Source organism: Photorhabdus sp. HUG-39, from assembly GCF_963878365.1.
Lineage (GTDB): Bacteria > Pseudomonadota > Gammaproteobacteria > Enterobacterales > Enterobacteriaceae > Photorhabdus > Photorhabdus kayaii.
Genome location: NZ_CAWNWY010000031.1, coordinates 26220 through 41701 on the forward strand (window position 1 = coordinate 26220; position 15482 = coordinate 41701).

Annotated in this window: 17 protein-coding genes and 2 pseudogenes; 6 read left to right on the forward strand and 13 right to left on the reverse strand. The window is 42.0% G+C overall.

What is annotated here, in order from left to right; all coding sequences use genetic code 11:
* The first annotated feature begins 86 nt into the window (after nucleotides 1-86).
* Nucleotides 87-1043 (forward strand): HTH-type transcriptional regulator MetR, encoded by a 957-nt coding sequence (gene metR / locus AAC155_RS17870; RefSeq protein ID WP_113043591.1) that lies wholly within the window; start codon nucleotides 87-89, stop codon nucleotides 1041-1043.
* Between the two features lie 204 nt (nucleotides 1044-1247).
* Here the strand turns inward: metR and AAC155_RS17875 are convergent, their stop codons facing one another.
* The 3 genes from AAC155_RS17875 to AAC155_RS17885 form a co-directional block, all read right to left on the reverse strand.
* Complete coding sequence (locus AAC155_RS17875) at nucleotides 1248-2897, reverse strand: Na+/H+ antiporter (protein ID WP_113043592.1); 1650 nt, start codon at nucleotides 2895-2897, stop codon at nucleotides 1248-1250.
* Nucleotides 2898-3168: 271 nt separating this feature from the next.
* Complete coding sequence (locus AAC155_RS17880; protein ID WP_113043593.1) at nucleotides 3169-4515, reverse strand: NCS2 family permease; 1347 nt, start codon at nucleotides 4513-4515, stop codon at nucleotides 3169-3171.
* Between the two features lie 396 nt (nucleotides 4516-4911).
* Nucleotides 4912-6102 carry an MFS transporter gene (locus AAC155_RS17885; protein WP_113043594.1) on the reverse strand — a complete coding sequence of 397 codons (1191 nt, stop codon included), beginning with the start codon at nucleotides 6100-6102 and terminating at the stop codon, nucleotides 4912-4914.
* Nucleotides 6103-6179: 77 nt separating this feature from the next.
* Between AAC155_RS17885 and AAC155_RS17890 the strand changes: the two genes are divergently transcribed.
* Nucleotides 6180-6371: a hypothetical protein gene (locus tag AAC155_RS17890; protein WP_146748117.1), complete on the forward strand. Its 192-nt coding sequence runs from the start codon at nucleotides 6180-6182 to the stop codon at nucleotides 6369-6371.
* Here the strand turns inward: AAC155_RS17890 and AAC155_RS17895 are convergent.
* Entirely contained in the window at nucleotides 6336-7088 is a 753-nt protein-coding gene (locus AAC155_RS17895) for a sulfite exporter TauE/SafE family protein (protein WP_113043595.1), read from the reverse strand. The genes AAC155_RS17890 and AAC155_RS17895 overlap by 36 nt on opposite strands.
* Nucleotides 7089-7339: 251 nt before the next feature.
* Between AAC155_RS17895 and AAC155_RS17900 the strand changes: the two are divergent.
* Together AAC155_RS17900 and AAC155_RS17905 are read left to right on the forward strand one after the other, a co-directional pair.
* Nucleotides 7340-7465 (forward strand): annotated as a pseudogene (locus AAC155_RS17900) (IS1595 family transposase); the annotation flags it as partial.
* Between the two features lie 80 nt (nucleotides 7466-7545).
* Nucleotides 7546-8580: a restriction endonuclease gene (locus AAC155_RS17905; RefSeq protein WP_229015571.1), complete on the forward strand. Its 1035-nt coding sequence runs from the start codon at nucleotides 7546-7548 to the stop codon at nucleotides 8578-8580.
* A gap of 61 nt (nucleotides 8581-8641) precedes the next feature.
* On the opposite strand, the gene dcm is transcribed toward AAC155_RS17905, so the two are convergent.
* Both dcm and AAC155_RS17915 read right to left on the reverse strand, forming a co-directional pair.
* The gene (gene dcm, locus AAC155_RS17910) at nucleotides 8642-9742 is read right to left on the reverse strand and encodes a DNA (cytosine-5-)-methyltransferase (protein WP_113043596.1); all 1101 of its coding nucleotides are present in this window, start codon (nucleotides 9740-9742) and stop codon (nucleotides 8642-8644) included.
* A gap of 247 nt (nucleotides 9743-9989) precedes the next feature.
* Nucleotides 9990-10466, reverse strand: a complete 477-nt coding sequence (locus AAC155_RS17915; protein ID WP_113043597.1) for a very short patch repair endonuclease — start codon at nucleotides 10464-10466, stop codon at nucleotides 9990-9992.
* A gap of 87 nt (nucleotides 10467-10553) precedes the next feature.
* Between AAC155_RS17915 and AAC155_RS17920 the strand changes: the two are divergent.
* Nucleotides 10554-11573: pseudogene (locus tag AAC155_RS17920) on the forward strand (IS630 family transposase).
* A gap of 94 nt (nucleotides 11574-11667) precedes the next feature.
* Here the strand turns inward: AAC155_RS17920 and AAC155_RS17925 are convergent.
* From AAC155_RS17925 to AAC155_RS17935, 3 genes are all read right to left on the reverse strand, one after another.
* Nucleotides 11668-11982: a type II toxin-antitoxin system RelE/ParE family toxin gene (locus AAC155_RS17925; protein WP_113043598.1), complete on the reverse strand. Its 315-nt coding sequence runs from the start codon at nucleotides 11980-11982 to the stop codon at nucleotides 11668-11670.
* 5 nt (nucleotides 11983-11987) lie between these two features.
* Entirely contained in the window at nucleotides 11988-12143 is a 156-nt protein-coding gene (locus tag AAC155_RS17930; protein WP_315901995.1) for an arylsulfatase, read from the reverse strand.
* Between the two features lie 140 nt (nucleotides 12144-12283).
* Nucleotides 12284-12544 (reverse strand): type II toxin-antitoxin system Phd/YefM family antitoxin, encoded by a 261-nt coding sequence (locus AAC155_RS17935; RefSeq protein WP_113043599.1) that lies wholly within the window; start codon nucleotides 12542-12544, stop codon nucleotides 12284-12286.
* 97 nt (nucleotides 12545-12641) lie between these two features.
* Here AAC155_RS17935 and AAC155_RS24555 point away from each other — a divergent pair, with 97 nt between their 5' ends.
* Nucleotides 12642-12758: a helix-turn-helix domain-containing protein gene (locus tag AAC155_RS24555; protein ID WP_390904684.1), complete on the forward strand. Its 117-nt coding sequence runs from the start codon at nucleotides 12642-12644 to the stop codon at nucleotides 12756-12758.
* Nucleotides 12759-12861: 103 nt separating this feature from the next.
* On the opposite strand, the gene AAC155_RS17940 is transcribed toward AAC155_RS24555, so the two are convergent.
* The 4 genes from AAC155_RS17940 to AAC155_RS17955 form a co-directional block, all read right to left on the reverse strand.
* Complete coding sequence (locus AAC155_RS17940) at nucleotides 12862-13155, reverse strand: hypothetical protein (RefSeq protein WP_113043600.1); 294 nt, start codon at nucleotides 13153-13155, stop codon at nucleotides 12862-12864.
* A gap of 124 nt (nucleotides 13156-13279) precedes the next feature.
* A complete protein-coding gene (locus AAC155_RS17945) occupies nucleotides 13280-14011 on the reverse strand; it encodes an SDR family NAD(P)-dependent oxidoreductase (RefSeq protein ID WP_113043601.1) in 732 nt (243 codons plus the stop codon).
* Entirely contained in the window at nucleotides 14008-14955 is a 948-nt protein-coding gene (locus AAC155_RS17950; RefSeq protein ID WP_113043602.1) for a 2OG-Fe(II) oxygenase family protein, read from the reverse strand. Before AAC155_RS17950 ends, AAC155_RS17945 begins: the two co-directional genes overlap by 4 nt.
* Nucleotides 14956-15275: 320 nt before the next feature.
* On the reverse strand, nucleotides 15276-15428 hold the full coding sequence (locus AAC155_RS17955) for a molybdopterin-dependent oxidoreductase (protein WP_113043603.1): 153 nt from the start codon (nucleotides 15426-15428) through the stop codon (nucleotides 15276-15278).
* Nucleotides 15429-15482: the final 54 nt, after the last annotated feature.

Sequence of the window (15482 nt, forward strand, 5' to 3'; positions counted from 1 at the left end):
CCGTCTAGATGTTTACACATCCATAATCAACAGGTAAGGTATAAACCACAAGCGCAATTTATTCATTATCATCCTGAAGGTTTCTCATGATCGAAATAAAACACCTAAAAACATTACAATCATTGAGTCATTGTGGTTCATTAGCGGCAGCAGCCAATCATCTGCATCAAACACAATCCGCTTTGTCTCATCAGTTCAGCGATCTTGAACATCGCCTTGGCTTCCGGTTGTTCATTCGTAAAAGTCAACCGCTTCGTTTCACACCACAGGGTGAAGTTTTATTACGACTAGCAGAACAAGTGCTCCCTCTGGTTCAAAATGCACTGCGCGAATGTAAAGAACCGAGCCAAACAAATCTGCGTATCGCTATTGAATGTCATAGTTGTATTCAATGGCTGACACCTGCACTCAAGCATTTCCGAGAAACCTGGCCACAAGTCAATGTGGATTTCAAATCCGGCGTCACTTTTGATCCACAACCTGCATTACTGCAACGAGAATTGGATGTCGTTTTGACATCAGATATTCTCCCTGAGAGTCATTTGCACTACACACCGCTATTTGATTATGAGGTCAAACTGGTTGTTGCTCCGGATCATCCTCTGGCCAATAAACTGCACATCCAGCCAAAAGATTTAATTGATGAGACGTTGATGATCTACCCCGTTCAACGTCAGAGATTCGATATCTGGCGGCGTTTCTTGCAACCGGCGGGCGTTGTCCCTATGTTGAAAAATGTGGATAACACCCTGTTACTGATCCAAATGGTCGCTGCCCGCATGGGAATCGCGGCTCTGCCACATTGGGTTGTTGAGACATTTGAAAGGCAAGAGTTAGTGGTAACTAAAACACTGGGAGAAGGTTTATGGAGCAGGCTGTACGCTGCCGTTCGTGAAGGAGAACAGTATCAGCCTGAGATTGACGCGTTTATCCATTCCGCACGCCAGCACGCGATGGATAATCTGCCATTCGTAAAAGGAATTGCAAAATTAAACGTTGATGCCCCCAGAACAACGCAACAACCAAACTCCCACCAATGGTAAATTGATCAGCCATTCCACCGGAACCAACATATTATTCATCATTGCCGAGAGGTTCCGGTATCCACGGCGGGAAACCCAATACCACCAGCCAGATACGAGTAAACATATAAAATCAGTTATCAACCTGACAGGCGAAATATCCACCGATCAGGCTGAACACGGCGACTCACAAGATTATCGTGACAACTCACAAATTATAGGATATCAATGCTCTTTCTGTACCAGTAGAGCTTCCAGTAAATCCAAATCATGCAGCAAGGTTTGAAGTGTCTCATTACTGATTTTTCTAGTTGCACGCAGATGATATAACTCACCACGCTCTGCCCTTAATGCAGTCAGACGAAAACGACGCTCCAAATCTTCCACTAGCAGGCTATGTTCTATCTCATCTTGCCCCACAGTACGGCGACGCAAATAGCCAATTACCCTGGAAGCAACTTCAGTAATCACTTCAGCATCCAATTGCTCTTCGGGACTAGCAGAAAGACGCTCTTCCATCTTATTCATACTGACAATCGCCACTTCCGCCATAGCTGCCCGCGCCATTCGGACCTCACTGATATCTGCCTCCTTATCGGAAGTTTGCATTCCCCGTAACAGGAATGGCAAAGAGAGAACGCCAATTAACAACGAGAACAGAATGACTCCCGCGGCAATAAAGATAAGCTGATAACGGGCCGGGAATGGCGTACCATCCGTCAGAAACAGAGGAACAGACAGTGCGCCAGCAAGTGTGATTGCTCCACGAACTCCGGCAAAAGATGCCAGCCATAATTCACGAGTGGTATAAGTCGCAAAATTCAGTGGATTTTTTTTCATAAAAAATTTGCTGATATTCTTCATCAGCCATAACCAGCAGAAACGCAGTAATAAAAGGGCTCCATAAATCACTGCAACTGCGGCGAACAGCATCCAGGTTTCAACAGTTGGATCAATTTCTGCCTGTATAACGGAAGTTTGCCAGATCCCCGGTAATTGCAGGCCCAGCATGACAAACACCAGGCCGTTAAATACGAACGCCAGCATTGACCAGACACTATCAGCACGCAAACGCATTGCCAACGGAGCATTGCGGATGACCCCAGATTTACTGATCGTCATACCCGCGGCAACCGCGGCAAGGATACCGGAAACACCAATATGTTCTGCAATCAGATAAGAAGCAAACGGCAACAGCAACATGAAAACAATTTGGGTTGCCGGATCGCCACCGCTCCAACGATTCATTAAGCGCAGGGATTTACTGTACAACCAGGTTACTGCAATACCGGATAACAAACCGCCAATAGCAACTTTGAAGAATTCTATGGTCATGCCAGTAACAGAAAATGCCATCGTTCCCATTGCTATCGCTACAGCGAACTTTAAGGCTACCAGGCCGGAAGCATCGTTCATTAACGCTTCCCCTTCCATCACATTCATCATGCGCTTAGGCATACGCCTTTTTCCAACAATGGATGATAAAGCCACCGCATCTGTTGGCGATAGCACAGCAGCAAGGGCAAAAGCAGCAATTAACGGAATACCAGGCATCAGCCAGTAAATCAGATAACCAATACCGACAACAGTAACCAGCACCAATACCAGCATCAGTATGAAAATTTCCCGTCCATACTGGAAAAACTCTCTGGTCGGCATTTTCCAGCCATCAACGAATAACAAAGGAGGAATTAGCAGAACGAGAAATAGCTCAGGATTAAAAGTCACATGTAAGCCAAAGTGCGGCCAAGCCAGCAATGCTCCCATAGCAATTTGCATTAACGGCAGAGGTATGCGGAACGGAATCACTTTAGTCAGAACGCCAGAAACTGAAACCACCAAAATCAAGATCAGAATAGTAAAGAATATTTCCATGTTGCCCTTACAATTTGCCTAAGAACCGTTGGTATACAGATTGAAACTCTTTTTCTTCCCGTTAACACAAAACAGTGAGAATAAATCTTAATACTAAAATAACTGAATCAATCGAAAAAGGTAGATACACGCGGAGCCGTATCTGAAAGAATTACAGGAATATTGTAAACTAATCAGATAAATACAGGGGAAATAATTGAGAATTTAAAAGTAATCGCAAGAATTGGCAAAGTGCGCAGGGGTGAACACCCATTACGCACTTTTTAATCAATCAAATAGCCCAATCACCAGCATAAAATGCTACTAAAGCGATCGTAATTACCACGGTACCGATATTCAATTGGCGCCATTCACCGGAACAGATACGACCAACAACCAGCGAACTGAAACCCAACATAATACCGGTTACAATATTGCAGGTCAGAACAATAAAGACTGCACAAAGCATACCGGACATCGCCCCAACAAAATCATCGAAATCCAGCTTTCTGACATTACTCAGCATCAACAAACCAACATACATCAACGCCGGCGCGGTGGCATACGCCGGTACAAGATAGGAAAGTGGAGAAAAGAACAAAATTAACAAGAACAGGATACCGACAACTGTTGCGGTTAAACCTGTTTTACCGCCGGCTGCGGTACCCGCGGCTGATTCGATATATACCGCAGCCGGAGAAGCACCGATAGCACCGGCAAAAATACTACTAACAGAGTCGGCAGTCAGTGCTTTACCGCCATTAATAATCTGTCCGCCTTTATCCAACAGGTTCCCTTGCCCTGCTACCGCACGGATGGTACCGGTCGCATCAAACACCGCAGTCATGACTAACGCCAACACACTGGGTAACACAATTGGCTGCAAAGCCCCCATAATATCCATACTAAAAATCAAGGACAGGCCATCATCTCCCAGACTTGGTATCTTAAAGAACCCTTGATATTTTACCGCCGGATCAAAAACCAGCCCAATAACTGAAATCACCACGATCACTAACAGCACACCACCGGGAACTTTCAATTTTTCCAGACCAAAAATAACAGCCAGCCCAAGCAGAGTCATCATAACCGGAAAAGAGGTGAACGACCCCAAAGCAACAGGCAAACCTTCCAGAGGGTTCTTAATGACCAGACCAACACCGTTTGATGCAATCAGCAACAAAAACAGCCCAATACCAATCCCTGCACCATGCGCAATGCCCATGGGTATATTGCGTAGAATCCAAGAACGAATACCGGTAACAGAAATCACTGTAAACAAACACCCCATCAAAAATACCGCACCGAGTGCAACCGGAATAGTGATTTGCTGTCCTAAAACCAAACTAAAAGCGGTAAATGCAGTCAACGAAATTGCACAACCAATTGCCATTGGCAAGTTAACCCACAGCCCCATTAACAAAGAACCAAAACCGGCAACTAAACAAGTCGCAATAAAGACAGCAGTATGGGGAAACCCTGCCTGCCCTAACATTCCTGGTACAACGATGACTGAATAAACCATCGCCAAGAAAGTTGTGATCCCTGCCAGAATTTCACGGCGTACCGTTGTGCCACGTTCAGTCAATTTAAAATACTTATCCAGTTTGCATTTAACTGGTGCCTGAGTGCCAGACATGTCGTTCCCCTGCATTATGTTAATGGTACTTCTTCCACTTCCTCATCAAACGAAAACGATTACCTTGCTTAATAACACAACAACTTAATGAACATTGCACCAATCGGTTCAACAAATCATAAAAGCAATCGTTTGGCTTTTAGAATAGAAAACAGTGAGAGAATTTGAGGCGAAAGATTATCCAGTGATCATAGTGTCGAAATCAATAGCTAAAGTATTATTTAGCCAAGCATTAACAAAATGACTTCCAGAAATTAAACTTTTCACAATAATTAATCGCAATGTTTCAATCTTAGGATTCGACTCCCCAGCCCTTTGAAAAAACATAATATTTACTCAGTGCTGACTGCTATTCACCGCCAGCTTTTGCACCTGTACAACTACCGACTGAATACTTCAGCTTTTATTACTTTTATTACTTTTATCACTTTGTGGATTAAACCGATCCATGGTTGAAACCAGAAACAGTGCTGCAATGATGACAAGCAGAACAGGTAAACCTGATGGCGTCACTGAACTCGCTATACCGGCAAGCAGTGGTCCAAACAAACTCCCAATTCCCCACAACATAGCCGCCGCGGCATTAGCCACTATCAGATCATTTCCTGAAAAATACTGACCGATTTGGACCAATGCAATGGTGTAGATAGCCCCCGCAGTTGCCCCTAAAACAATCAACAAAGGCCAGATAAGATATTGATATGTCATAACAAACGGCAATAATGCACTTGCTCCGAGCGTTGCTACACCACAAATCTGGTATAGGCGCATACGATTCATATGATCCGCCAGCCAACCAAACGGAAGCTGCATCACTGCATCACCAGCAAGAATGACACTTATCATCAGTGCAGCTACCGCTTCGGTATACCCACAACTCATCCCGTAGATGGGAAACATAGAAAGAATGGTCCCGTCGAAAAAGGAAAAAAATAGCACACCACCACAGATCGCCGGTGCAATCTTCACAAATTGAACAATAGAGAAATTAGATTTCTTACTGTGTTGCGGCAACTTATCGCCTTTCTTCTGATCTACCATGACAAAGAGCACCAGTGAAAAGATATGGATCAGAGTACAAATCAGTATCGGCGTTTTATCTGCGATACCATAAAAAGCAATGATAGAAGGGCCAAGCAACTGACTGATAGTAAAAACTGTTGTATAAACAGCCAGTACCCTGCCTCGTTTATTCTCTTCAGAGAGTTCATTAATCCAGGTTTCACCGAGACAGATCATTAACCCGTTAGCAGCACCAGTAACTAACCGCAGAGGAAAAAGCAACTCCATCGGCAACGAACCCAAAAGTGGGAGCAAACTGCCAGCAGAAACCCCTGTTGCAATCATCATGGCGTGTTTCTTACCTACCAGAGCTACAATTTTCTGGACTACCGGAGCACTCAAAAGAACCCCCAATGCCGGAGCCGCAGAAATTAAACCAATGTACAACTCATCAATACCTTGGCTATTTAAGCGTAACGCTATCATTGGGATAGTCAAACCAATGACAATGCCAATAACAGCGACACTCGTGGTAATAGTAAAAATGGCAAAAAAATTATTATTTCTATAATCACGACTACTCATTTTATTTATGCCTATCCAGCAAAAACAAAGAGAATAAATATGAAATGAACTGAAAACAACAAATTAATAATATTATATTGAATACATTAATTCCAATTAGTTACTATACCCTATTGATTTCAAGATGCATCGCGGCGGCAAAGGAGCGAATCCCCGGGAGCATAGATAACTATGTGACTGGGGTGAGTGAGTGCAGCCAACAAAGAGGCAACTTGAAAGATGACGGGTATATTTCAAATAGTAAATATATAACGATATATCAGCATTAACCCCGAAGCCAGTACAATAATATTGATAAACTTCAAGAATGTTTCTCTGGAGATTTTCAGTGTCACCTGGCGACCAAAATAGATTCCCAACAACATGGCTGGAATAAATACCAGTATCAATAACAAAAATGAGGTATCCAGATAAATCCCCATGACAACAAAAATAATCACTCTCGTCAGGGTACTGAAACCAATTAAAGTCGTCTGAGTGATCCTGAAAATTTCCTTATCTGCTATCCGCCCAGTTAGATAAATTGCATAAAGAAAACCCCCACTACCAAATAGCGCACTGAAAATACCTCCACCCAGACCAAATGGAATAGCGGCTTTAGCGGGGAATTGACGATAGGTTTTACTGAAAAATAGCGAATAAATTGAATAGAAAACAACAAATAACCCCAACACCAGAACTAAAACATCAGGTCGGGCCATCAATAAAATGGCGGCGCCAATCAAGCTACCGACAACCATTAATGGAATCATTAATTTGAACTCACTAAACTCTGATTTTTTACCCTCTCTAGTAATATTAATCACTGCGGCGATTAAATCTACCAACGCGAGCATAGGAACAATTTTCGCTACAGGAATATAAAATGCCAGAACTGGGCTAGCAATAAGAGCAGAACCAAACCCGGCCATACCAAAAACCAGATAAGCAAAGAAAACGACAAAAATGCAAATAAACAGATCAGGCCACGCAAGTACATGTAACATTTCTACTTCCCTGAAAATAAGTTTTCAATCTAAAGTGATCGTTTTCCCAATACTAATAGTTTTTACTATCATTTGTCAGGTCAGTCTGCAAAAAATGGGACACGCCAGTTAAAGAGGTACTTATGCACATATGGTGCGGGTATGGTTTTGGTGGAAAGATAACATGTTAAAATTATAATCAATTGGAAATATTTCCTAACAACAAATAATTGGGGCTGCCCTAGATAAGTAATTTGATCTAGGATATCCAAATGAGAAAAAGTCGGATTAGCCAATACAAGCAAAAACGTCTTCAGGAACTCTTTGTGGCGGGGGCTACAACCCGCACTGCGGCAGAGTTAGTGGGTGTCAACAAAACGACTTCAGCTCTTTGGTATCTTGCTCTATTTAATTGATTTTTACGCACTTTATTATAACTTGTGACCACGGCGCATGTCGTTGTAATCTAATGGCATATATGGATAGAAAAAATGTTAGATGGAAAATGATAGAGCGCCAAATTTTTGAGACCTTATTAACCAAGGCAACAGAAAAACTCACTCAAGACTTGAAATCATCAAACGAGCATCATAACTCAAAAAAATTTGAGCAAAGAGTCAGAGCGGTTTTAGGAGAAATATTAACGGACATGGGGTTATCTGTAGATATGAATCCGCCTGCACAAGAGTTTCCAGACATAATTATTGGAAACTTTGGTGTAGAAGTAAAATATTCAGATAATAATACATGGAGATCAATAGCAAATAGCATTTTCGAAGGGAGTCGTAAGCAGGGAGTAGATTATGTATATCTACTTTTTGGAAAAATTGGCGGAGAACCAGAAGCTAAATGGGGGCGTTATGAAGAATGTATCATGCATGTAAGAACGTCTCATGTTCCAAGATTTGAAGTGGAAATTAATGCCAAAGAACCATTATTCGATAAGCTCAATATAAGCTATAACGACTTCAGGATTTTAAGTCCGGAAGAAAAAATGCCCTTCATTAGAAAGTATGCAAAAAATAGGTTAAAGCCCGGTGAAAGGCTTTGGTGGATTGATGATCAACCTGATGAAAGAACTCTACCATTGGAAGTAAGGCTATATACAAAACTTTCTCAGCCGGAGAAGCGAAAGTATCGAGCAGAATCAGCAGTACTTTGTCCACAGATTGTTAAATCTAGCCGAGTATCGGGAAAATACGATGATGTGACAATGTTTCTTCTAACATATTATGGCATATTGTGTAATCAAGCTAGAGATTTATTTTCTGCTGGAAGTGTTGCAATGAGATCATCGCCAGAAAGAGGTGGCAATTATATAGAAAGGGCATTAAAAGATATAGAGGCCGAAATGCTTCGAGCGTTTTATGAATTAGAAGATGCCTTATTTGAAGAGTATTGGGGAGTAATTCTTCCCAAAGAAGAAAGAATTAAGTACTGGTTAAAACTGGCAGATACCTATGCTGTAGGATGGAGACCATCAGAAACTCTATTTATAACTGCTAAATATTGAGTCTTTACAACAATACCATGACTGTTATTTGTTATCAGTCATGGTATTCTAAATATATTGTTTATAATTTATCGAGATATTCTTCAACAGCTTGCGCTAAATGCCAAGCTAAAACCGGAGGAACAGCATTTCCAACCTGTCTTTCGGTTTCCCTCAAGTTCGATTCGAAAACAAAATTATCAGGAAATGACTGGAGACGTGCAGCCTCTCGCATCGAAATACGACGATCTAATTTATAATGGAACTGAATATTACCATGACATTCCGCTCTTATAGTCTGAGATGGCTTATCTTCCTTTAAACGTCTACTTCCTTGGTCTGGGCTTTTTTTAGCCTTACTCCAAATATGATTAAGATTGCGATCTTCATCAACGGTTTCTAAATCATGAATCGCATCATAACAAGTCAACCATTCGTTTTTATGGAGAATATCAACAGGTTCTTTGAATAAAGGGTTTCCATGTAATGTTCCAACAATAAAAACTCGCTCTCTCGTTTGGGGTACACCAAAATTGGCTGAATTATATAGTTTATAGCTAACATTATAACCCAATTCACTGAAATCCTTTATAACACGGGCTAAAGATTCTTCGTTATACTTCATGAGTAGCCCTTTGACATTTTCAGCAATAAAAATCTTTGGTCGTGAGCGTTTAACAGCTTCGACCATAGCAAGATATAAACCGCTGCGCTTTCCGTCTACGCCAGCTCTTTTACCATTGATAGATATATCTTGGCAGGGGAAGCCTCCTATCAGTACATCACATTCTGTAGGGGTTGAATCGATAAGTTCCCATATGTCGCCTTCAACGATATCATGAGAAAAGTTTTTCTTATATGTTTTTACTGCATTGGGGTTGAATTCATTAGCCCAAATAATTTCAAATTTTGTTTTTTTATATTCTTTATTCAAGACAGAAAAACCGCCACAGAAGCCTAAATCCATTCCGCCACAACCAGCAAAAAGCGAAACCAATTTATATTTTTCTTTTTGAAAGATATCACTATTCGATGCTAATGCCATCGATATTTTATTTTCAATCCATGCTGCTAAACTTACACCTTGCGCCTCAGCTAAAGCTTTCCATATTTCCTTTTGAGATGGAGTAATCCGTAAATGGATTTTCTCGCTTTTAATTTCTGGTGTAATGCTTGTTGTCATTTCTTCACTCTCGTTCTCATCGGCCTTAACCTGATCTTTTATACATGATAAACAAAACCTGATGTGTGCACAACATAAGTTGTGAAATAATTTTTTTATTTTTATCTTATTGTTTTTATAGTTTTTTTGTTTATTTAAGTGTGCGCAAAACCGTATAAAAAACGCCATAATGAAGGATGAAGTAAGAGCTTAATGAGTCAAAGAAAGGAGAGAGGGATGATTTCTCGATCTTCACTGTTTAGGTTTGCTAGCATAACGACTGCATAAGTTTAATCCCTTGATAGTCTATCTCGCAATTTCTAATACCTGTAAAAATCCACTCTTCAATACAATCCTGCAAAATAATGCTGTCCAGTTTTTTCTTCCCTAACAATGCACACTCCCATACAACCAGAACCCTATAACCAAGATTGTTTAAATTAGATATAACACGCATATCCCTTTCTATATTATTTTTGAGCTTTTTGGTCCAATATTCACTTGTAGATTTTGGCGGCCTAAACATGTGGCACGAATGACTGTGCCAAAAACAGCCATTAACAAGTATGGCGGCCTTATGCTCGACACACACAAAATCTGGTTTGCCATATATTTTTTCACATTGGGAGATGTGATTAATCTCAAGATTGTTTAGGATTTTTCCGACAATGATTTCTGGCTTTGTGCTTTTTGAGTGTATAGACCTCATGATATGCGAGCGTTTAATTTTTGATATCGCTTTCATTCCATTTTCCTCCTTAACAAAAACAAATATACCCGTACTCATTGAAACTGCTTGACTTTCCCCAAAGTGAGGATCATTGTATCAGTCATGAAAATATTCATTACCGATGAACAAAAAGCCGAACTTGAACACCTCCATCACACCTGCCGTGATAAGAGGGAGTGTGATCGCATAAAAGCGGTTCTGCTGGCCTCTGAGGGCTGGAGTTCAGTGATGATCGCTCAGGCCCTGCGTCTTCATGAAACGACCGTTAACCATCATATCAGCGATTACCTTAATCACCGCAAACTGAAACCCTAAAATGGCGGCTCTCAGAGCCATCTCAGCGAAACACAGACCCAGGAACTTATCGCTTATCTGACCGCCAATCTTCTGCCCACTACACAGGCGGTTATCCGTCTTGTCAAAGAAGGGTGGGATATCAGTTACACCGTTCCCGGCATGAACAAATGGCTGCACCACAATGGCTTCAGCTATAAAAAACCGACCGGCGTGCCACACAAGTTCAATGCGGAACAGCAACGGGCCTTTATGGAAGCCTACAGGAAACTGAAGCAGGAAGCCGGAGACCATGAGCCCATCCTGTTCATTGATAGCGTCCATCCCACGCAGGGGACGAAACTCGCTTATGGCTGGATGCGCAAAGGCCAGAAAATGCGGTGAAAACAATGGACAGCCGTACCCGTCTGAACCTGATGGGTGCCCTGAATCTGGCCGATATCAGTAAAACGGTGGTGTGCGAATATGACCGTATCGACAGTTATCACATCGCCGAGTTCTTCATTACCCTGCGTGAAACCTATCAAGGTTCATATTATCCTTGACGGAGCCGGTTACCACCGGAGTAAGTTGGTGAAAGACTGGGCTTATGTGATGAATATCGACCTTCATGACTTACCGCCATACAGCCCGAATCTGAACCCGATAGAAAGGCTGTGGAAGGTGATGAATGAACAGGTCAGAAATAACCATTATTTCGCCTCGACGGCCTTGTTCCGGCAGGCAATACATCGCTTTTTTACGGAAATATTACCGGAACTTGCCGGGAACCTGTCGTGCCGTATTAATGACAACTTCCAGGTTCTGAATCCTGCATCTTCAAGTTAAGCGGGTATAGAATTCTTCGATTTCTGTACTGGATAATAAGTGAATACGCTTGATATTTTCCATTGTAAGTCCCGGATTCAATGAGGCCAAACAGTCAAATCATCCCGCGTCCGTCCAGATGATTTGCGGGCACCATTCGTTTGTGCAGTACACCAAATATAAAGGGTTGCCGTTCATGGATTATGTAATAAATAACATGACTGGCATGAGGGAAACTCAATACTTCCGCTCCCACGTCCGGCCTGCTTCTCCCCAGAGCAGGGGTAACAGCCAGCAAACGAAAGGTTTGTTGAAGTTCTAACAGGTATTTTTCCGATTGCATCTTACCCCATTGCTGTACAGTAAAACGGCGGATTTCGATAAAATCGGCCTGTGCATCAGGCGTTAAGCGGTAGTTTGGTATGTCCATTATGGTTAATGATCCCTGGGAGCGTCGATAATGCCCTCAGCAATACCCTGAGCCAGCATTTCCATCAGTTTGGCGAATCGGAAAAACCCGGTGTATTGCTGGCAGATATCATCCAGTTGGGCAGTTGATGTACTGTCTATCACTTGTTTGAATATACCCATATAGTCGTAACACGTTTTCAGTAATTGCGTATTGCCAGTTTCGGTAAGAGGAAAACGGGTAGTATAGTCGTGTATACGCTACACCCGCTGTAATTGTTCTGCACTCAGCCCGGCTACAGACATTTTTTTCTCCTTAATATCTAATCGTACAGACCTGATCTCAGTTCATTAAAAAAAGCTTCACCATCGGCGGTGTTACCGGATTCAATATCAACGCTGGCCTGTGCCGCTCTTGACTGTAATAATTTTAACCGGAGTGTTTCAATACCTTCGTACTCATCCATTGAGATAACCACCGCGACGGGTTTTCCGTTTTTATTTATTTGAATTGGGGCACGTTGTGCTTTGAGTAGCATGTCGCCAAACTGGGTTTTGGCTTCATTGGCAGAAAGAGCATCCATAATAATCCCCTCATTGAATAATGGTATGATTCAAACAATATAAACGAATCGAACGACTTGATCAAATTTAAAGCTATCAAAAAGTATACGAAATGACATTTATCTACGTCGTCAGTCTGGAGCCACGATTGGTCAATTAGCCAAGGAGTTCAAGCTAGGCGAAGCGACAATCTACCGCGTTTTGAACACATTTAAGTGCACTGACAATTCGTAGCATTCACAAGTTTACAGATCTGGAGGTTCTTCCACTGGACCCGAAACTGGGCAGCAAACACCAGGTCCATGTTAAAATAAGAGCCGTTTGAGTGTCGGTGATTCTACGTTGCCATGTCACCTGAATGAACAGACACACAGCTTGAAACGAAGACACCAGCGAACAGTACTGCCACGATCTCATGCTTCTCAAACATACCACTGACCCCATGAGTTACTGGCCAGTAACTCATAATGAATGTACCCGCCAGCAACTGCCAAAAAACAAGGGTAAAACGACTCACACCAAGAAGCCGGGAAAGATTCTCAGTGATGATTATGGCTGCCGATATACACAATGCAGCCATCAATCCATACATATAACCTATATCAAGGCCATTAAGACGCAGACCAGACATAAGACATAAGAGCTACCCCACAAGTGATAAAATTACAGAAAAGGATTAAAAGAACTTGCGCACTCTCGTACTTTATCCCCCTATCCAGAAACATCAACCGTGTCTATCGACTTTTCAAGAATGATCATTTGGCAGTTTCTCCACCATCAATTATAAAATTCTGTCCAGTTATAAATGCAGCTTCATCTGAGCAAAGGAATGCGGTCATCGCAGCAATTTCTTCCGGTCTGGCATGCCTTCCAAGGGGGATACCCTTGTTCACCTCTTCAATCATTTCAGGGGTATATTCAGCAAGTTGCATGGGAGTAAGGACTGCGCCGGGAGATATTGAGACAACACGGATTTTGGGGGCGAGCTCGATAGCCATTGTGCGAGTGAGTGAAACAATAGCGCCCTTTGATGCATTATAGTCCGCATAGTGTGGAAACGCCCCTAAAGCATTTACAGATGCAGTATTAACAATTACCCCCTCATGCATGATATCTAGTGCCGCTTTACTAATGTTAAATAGTCCATTAAGGTTAGTATTAATTACCTTATTCCATGCCTCAGAAGAGATGCTCCTGAAGCTTTGGTGTCGAATGCTAATCCCAGCATTATTGACGAGAATATCGATTCCACCCCAGCATTCACGAATGGTCGCAAATGAGTTTGCTACAGACTTTTCACAACAAATATTGCAGACAAGAAAAAGTTCGCCCCCATACTTAATATATGTTTCGTCTATAAGTGGCATCTCGTTTAAATCAATGACAGCAACTCTCGCGCCCTCTGATGCAAACCGCCTTGCGGTAGCTTCTCCTATCCCGCTTGCCCCGCCAGTTACAACCACTCGTTTATTTTCAAACCTCCTCACTTTGTGCTCTCCTCAAATACGGGGTTATAAGTTGCACTTATTTTGCTGCGAAGATATGGGAAATCCCGAGTCAGTTGTGAAATCAGATGATTACCAATATTAAAATCAGGTTTGCCTGGCCGTTTTAAGTGTATATCAGGGTTAAAGTTCATAAAGAATGCGAAACTATATCGTTCGTCACCATTAGCCAACACCCGGTGAATAAGTGAGCGAATTTCTCCATTTGAAAGTACTTCCAGTACATCGCCCGCAATTAGTAATAGAGAGTTTTTCATTGCAGGTATGGCCTGCCAAGGCTCGTTATTATTCATTCTATAGAACAGTCCCGGAGAATCCTGCAATAAAAGAGTGAAAAACTCATAGTCTGTATGGGCACCCATGCTGGACGCCTGTTGGATTTCTTCTGGCTCATGCGAAAGATAATGAATCAGTCGGAGCTGGCTCGCTGGATTACAGGTTGCATCAACAATGTTGATTTCATGATGGCTGTAATGTGATATGAGCGCAGAAGTGATCAAACGCCCGAGTGAAAGCGAAAAATCAAAATACCTATCGATAACCTCGCTTGCGTTTAAAACCTGTCTTGGATAGCGATTTTCTCCGCTCAGAATCCACCCAGGCGCACCACCTGCGGGGCCGATATCAAGCGCCTCGTACACTCGATCCTTTTCGTCTGCATATTGTCCTTTCTCAGTAACCGGAACGTATCCTCGATGACCGTCAGAGTTACCAATATAAAACTGCATTTTAATTTCGTCAGGTAGATAAAATAATTGCTGAGCAACACGCTTTAGATGTACGGATCCAATGGCAAAAGCAGGATCAATAATATTGGTGATGTGAATATGTCCGAACTTTTTCAAAATTTCAATAAACTGGCTGACTTCAAAATGGCCAGTAGAAATATCCTTATACTCCATGACTGGTACTTGTTGAATCTTCATATTGTGATGCCCTATTTGGTAATTTCAAGGATTCGTTACTTTTTAGCAATATATGCAGAAGTCATGTTTGAAGCATTCATGATTCAAATTTTCCAACAATCTCATATCCATATCTATCTCTGTATCTATTTCGTTTTATTTTCTGCCTGGCCTCCTGGGGAATATTTGAGTATAAACTGGCCGACTTCAAAATGGCCAACAGAAATATCCTTATACTCTATGACTGGTATTTGTTGAATCCTCATCTTGTGATGCCCTATTTGGTAATTTCAAGGATTCGCTACTTTTTAGCAATATATGCAGAAATCAGTTTGAAGTATTCATGATTCAAATGTTACTGAAAAAGAGACAGATTCAGCACCATTTTCCTTTTTGAATTTTTCTAATTGCGAAGCAAGCGTGGCCATAGCTTCTTCCCAACTGATGCTTTCCCAACCGGGATCTGTTGCTCCTTTTGGTTGCGTCCTTTTCATAGGAAAATCAGGGCATTGTTTAACAATCAGCTTGTTCCGGTTCGCGCGACAGAA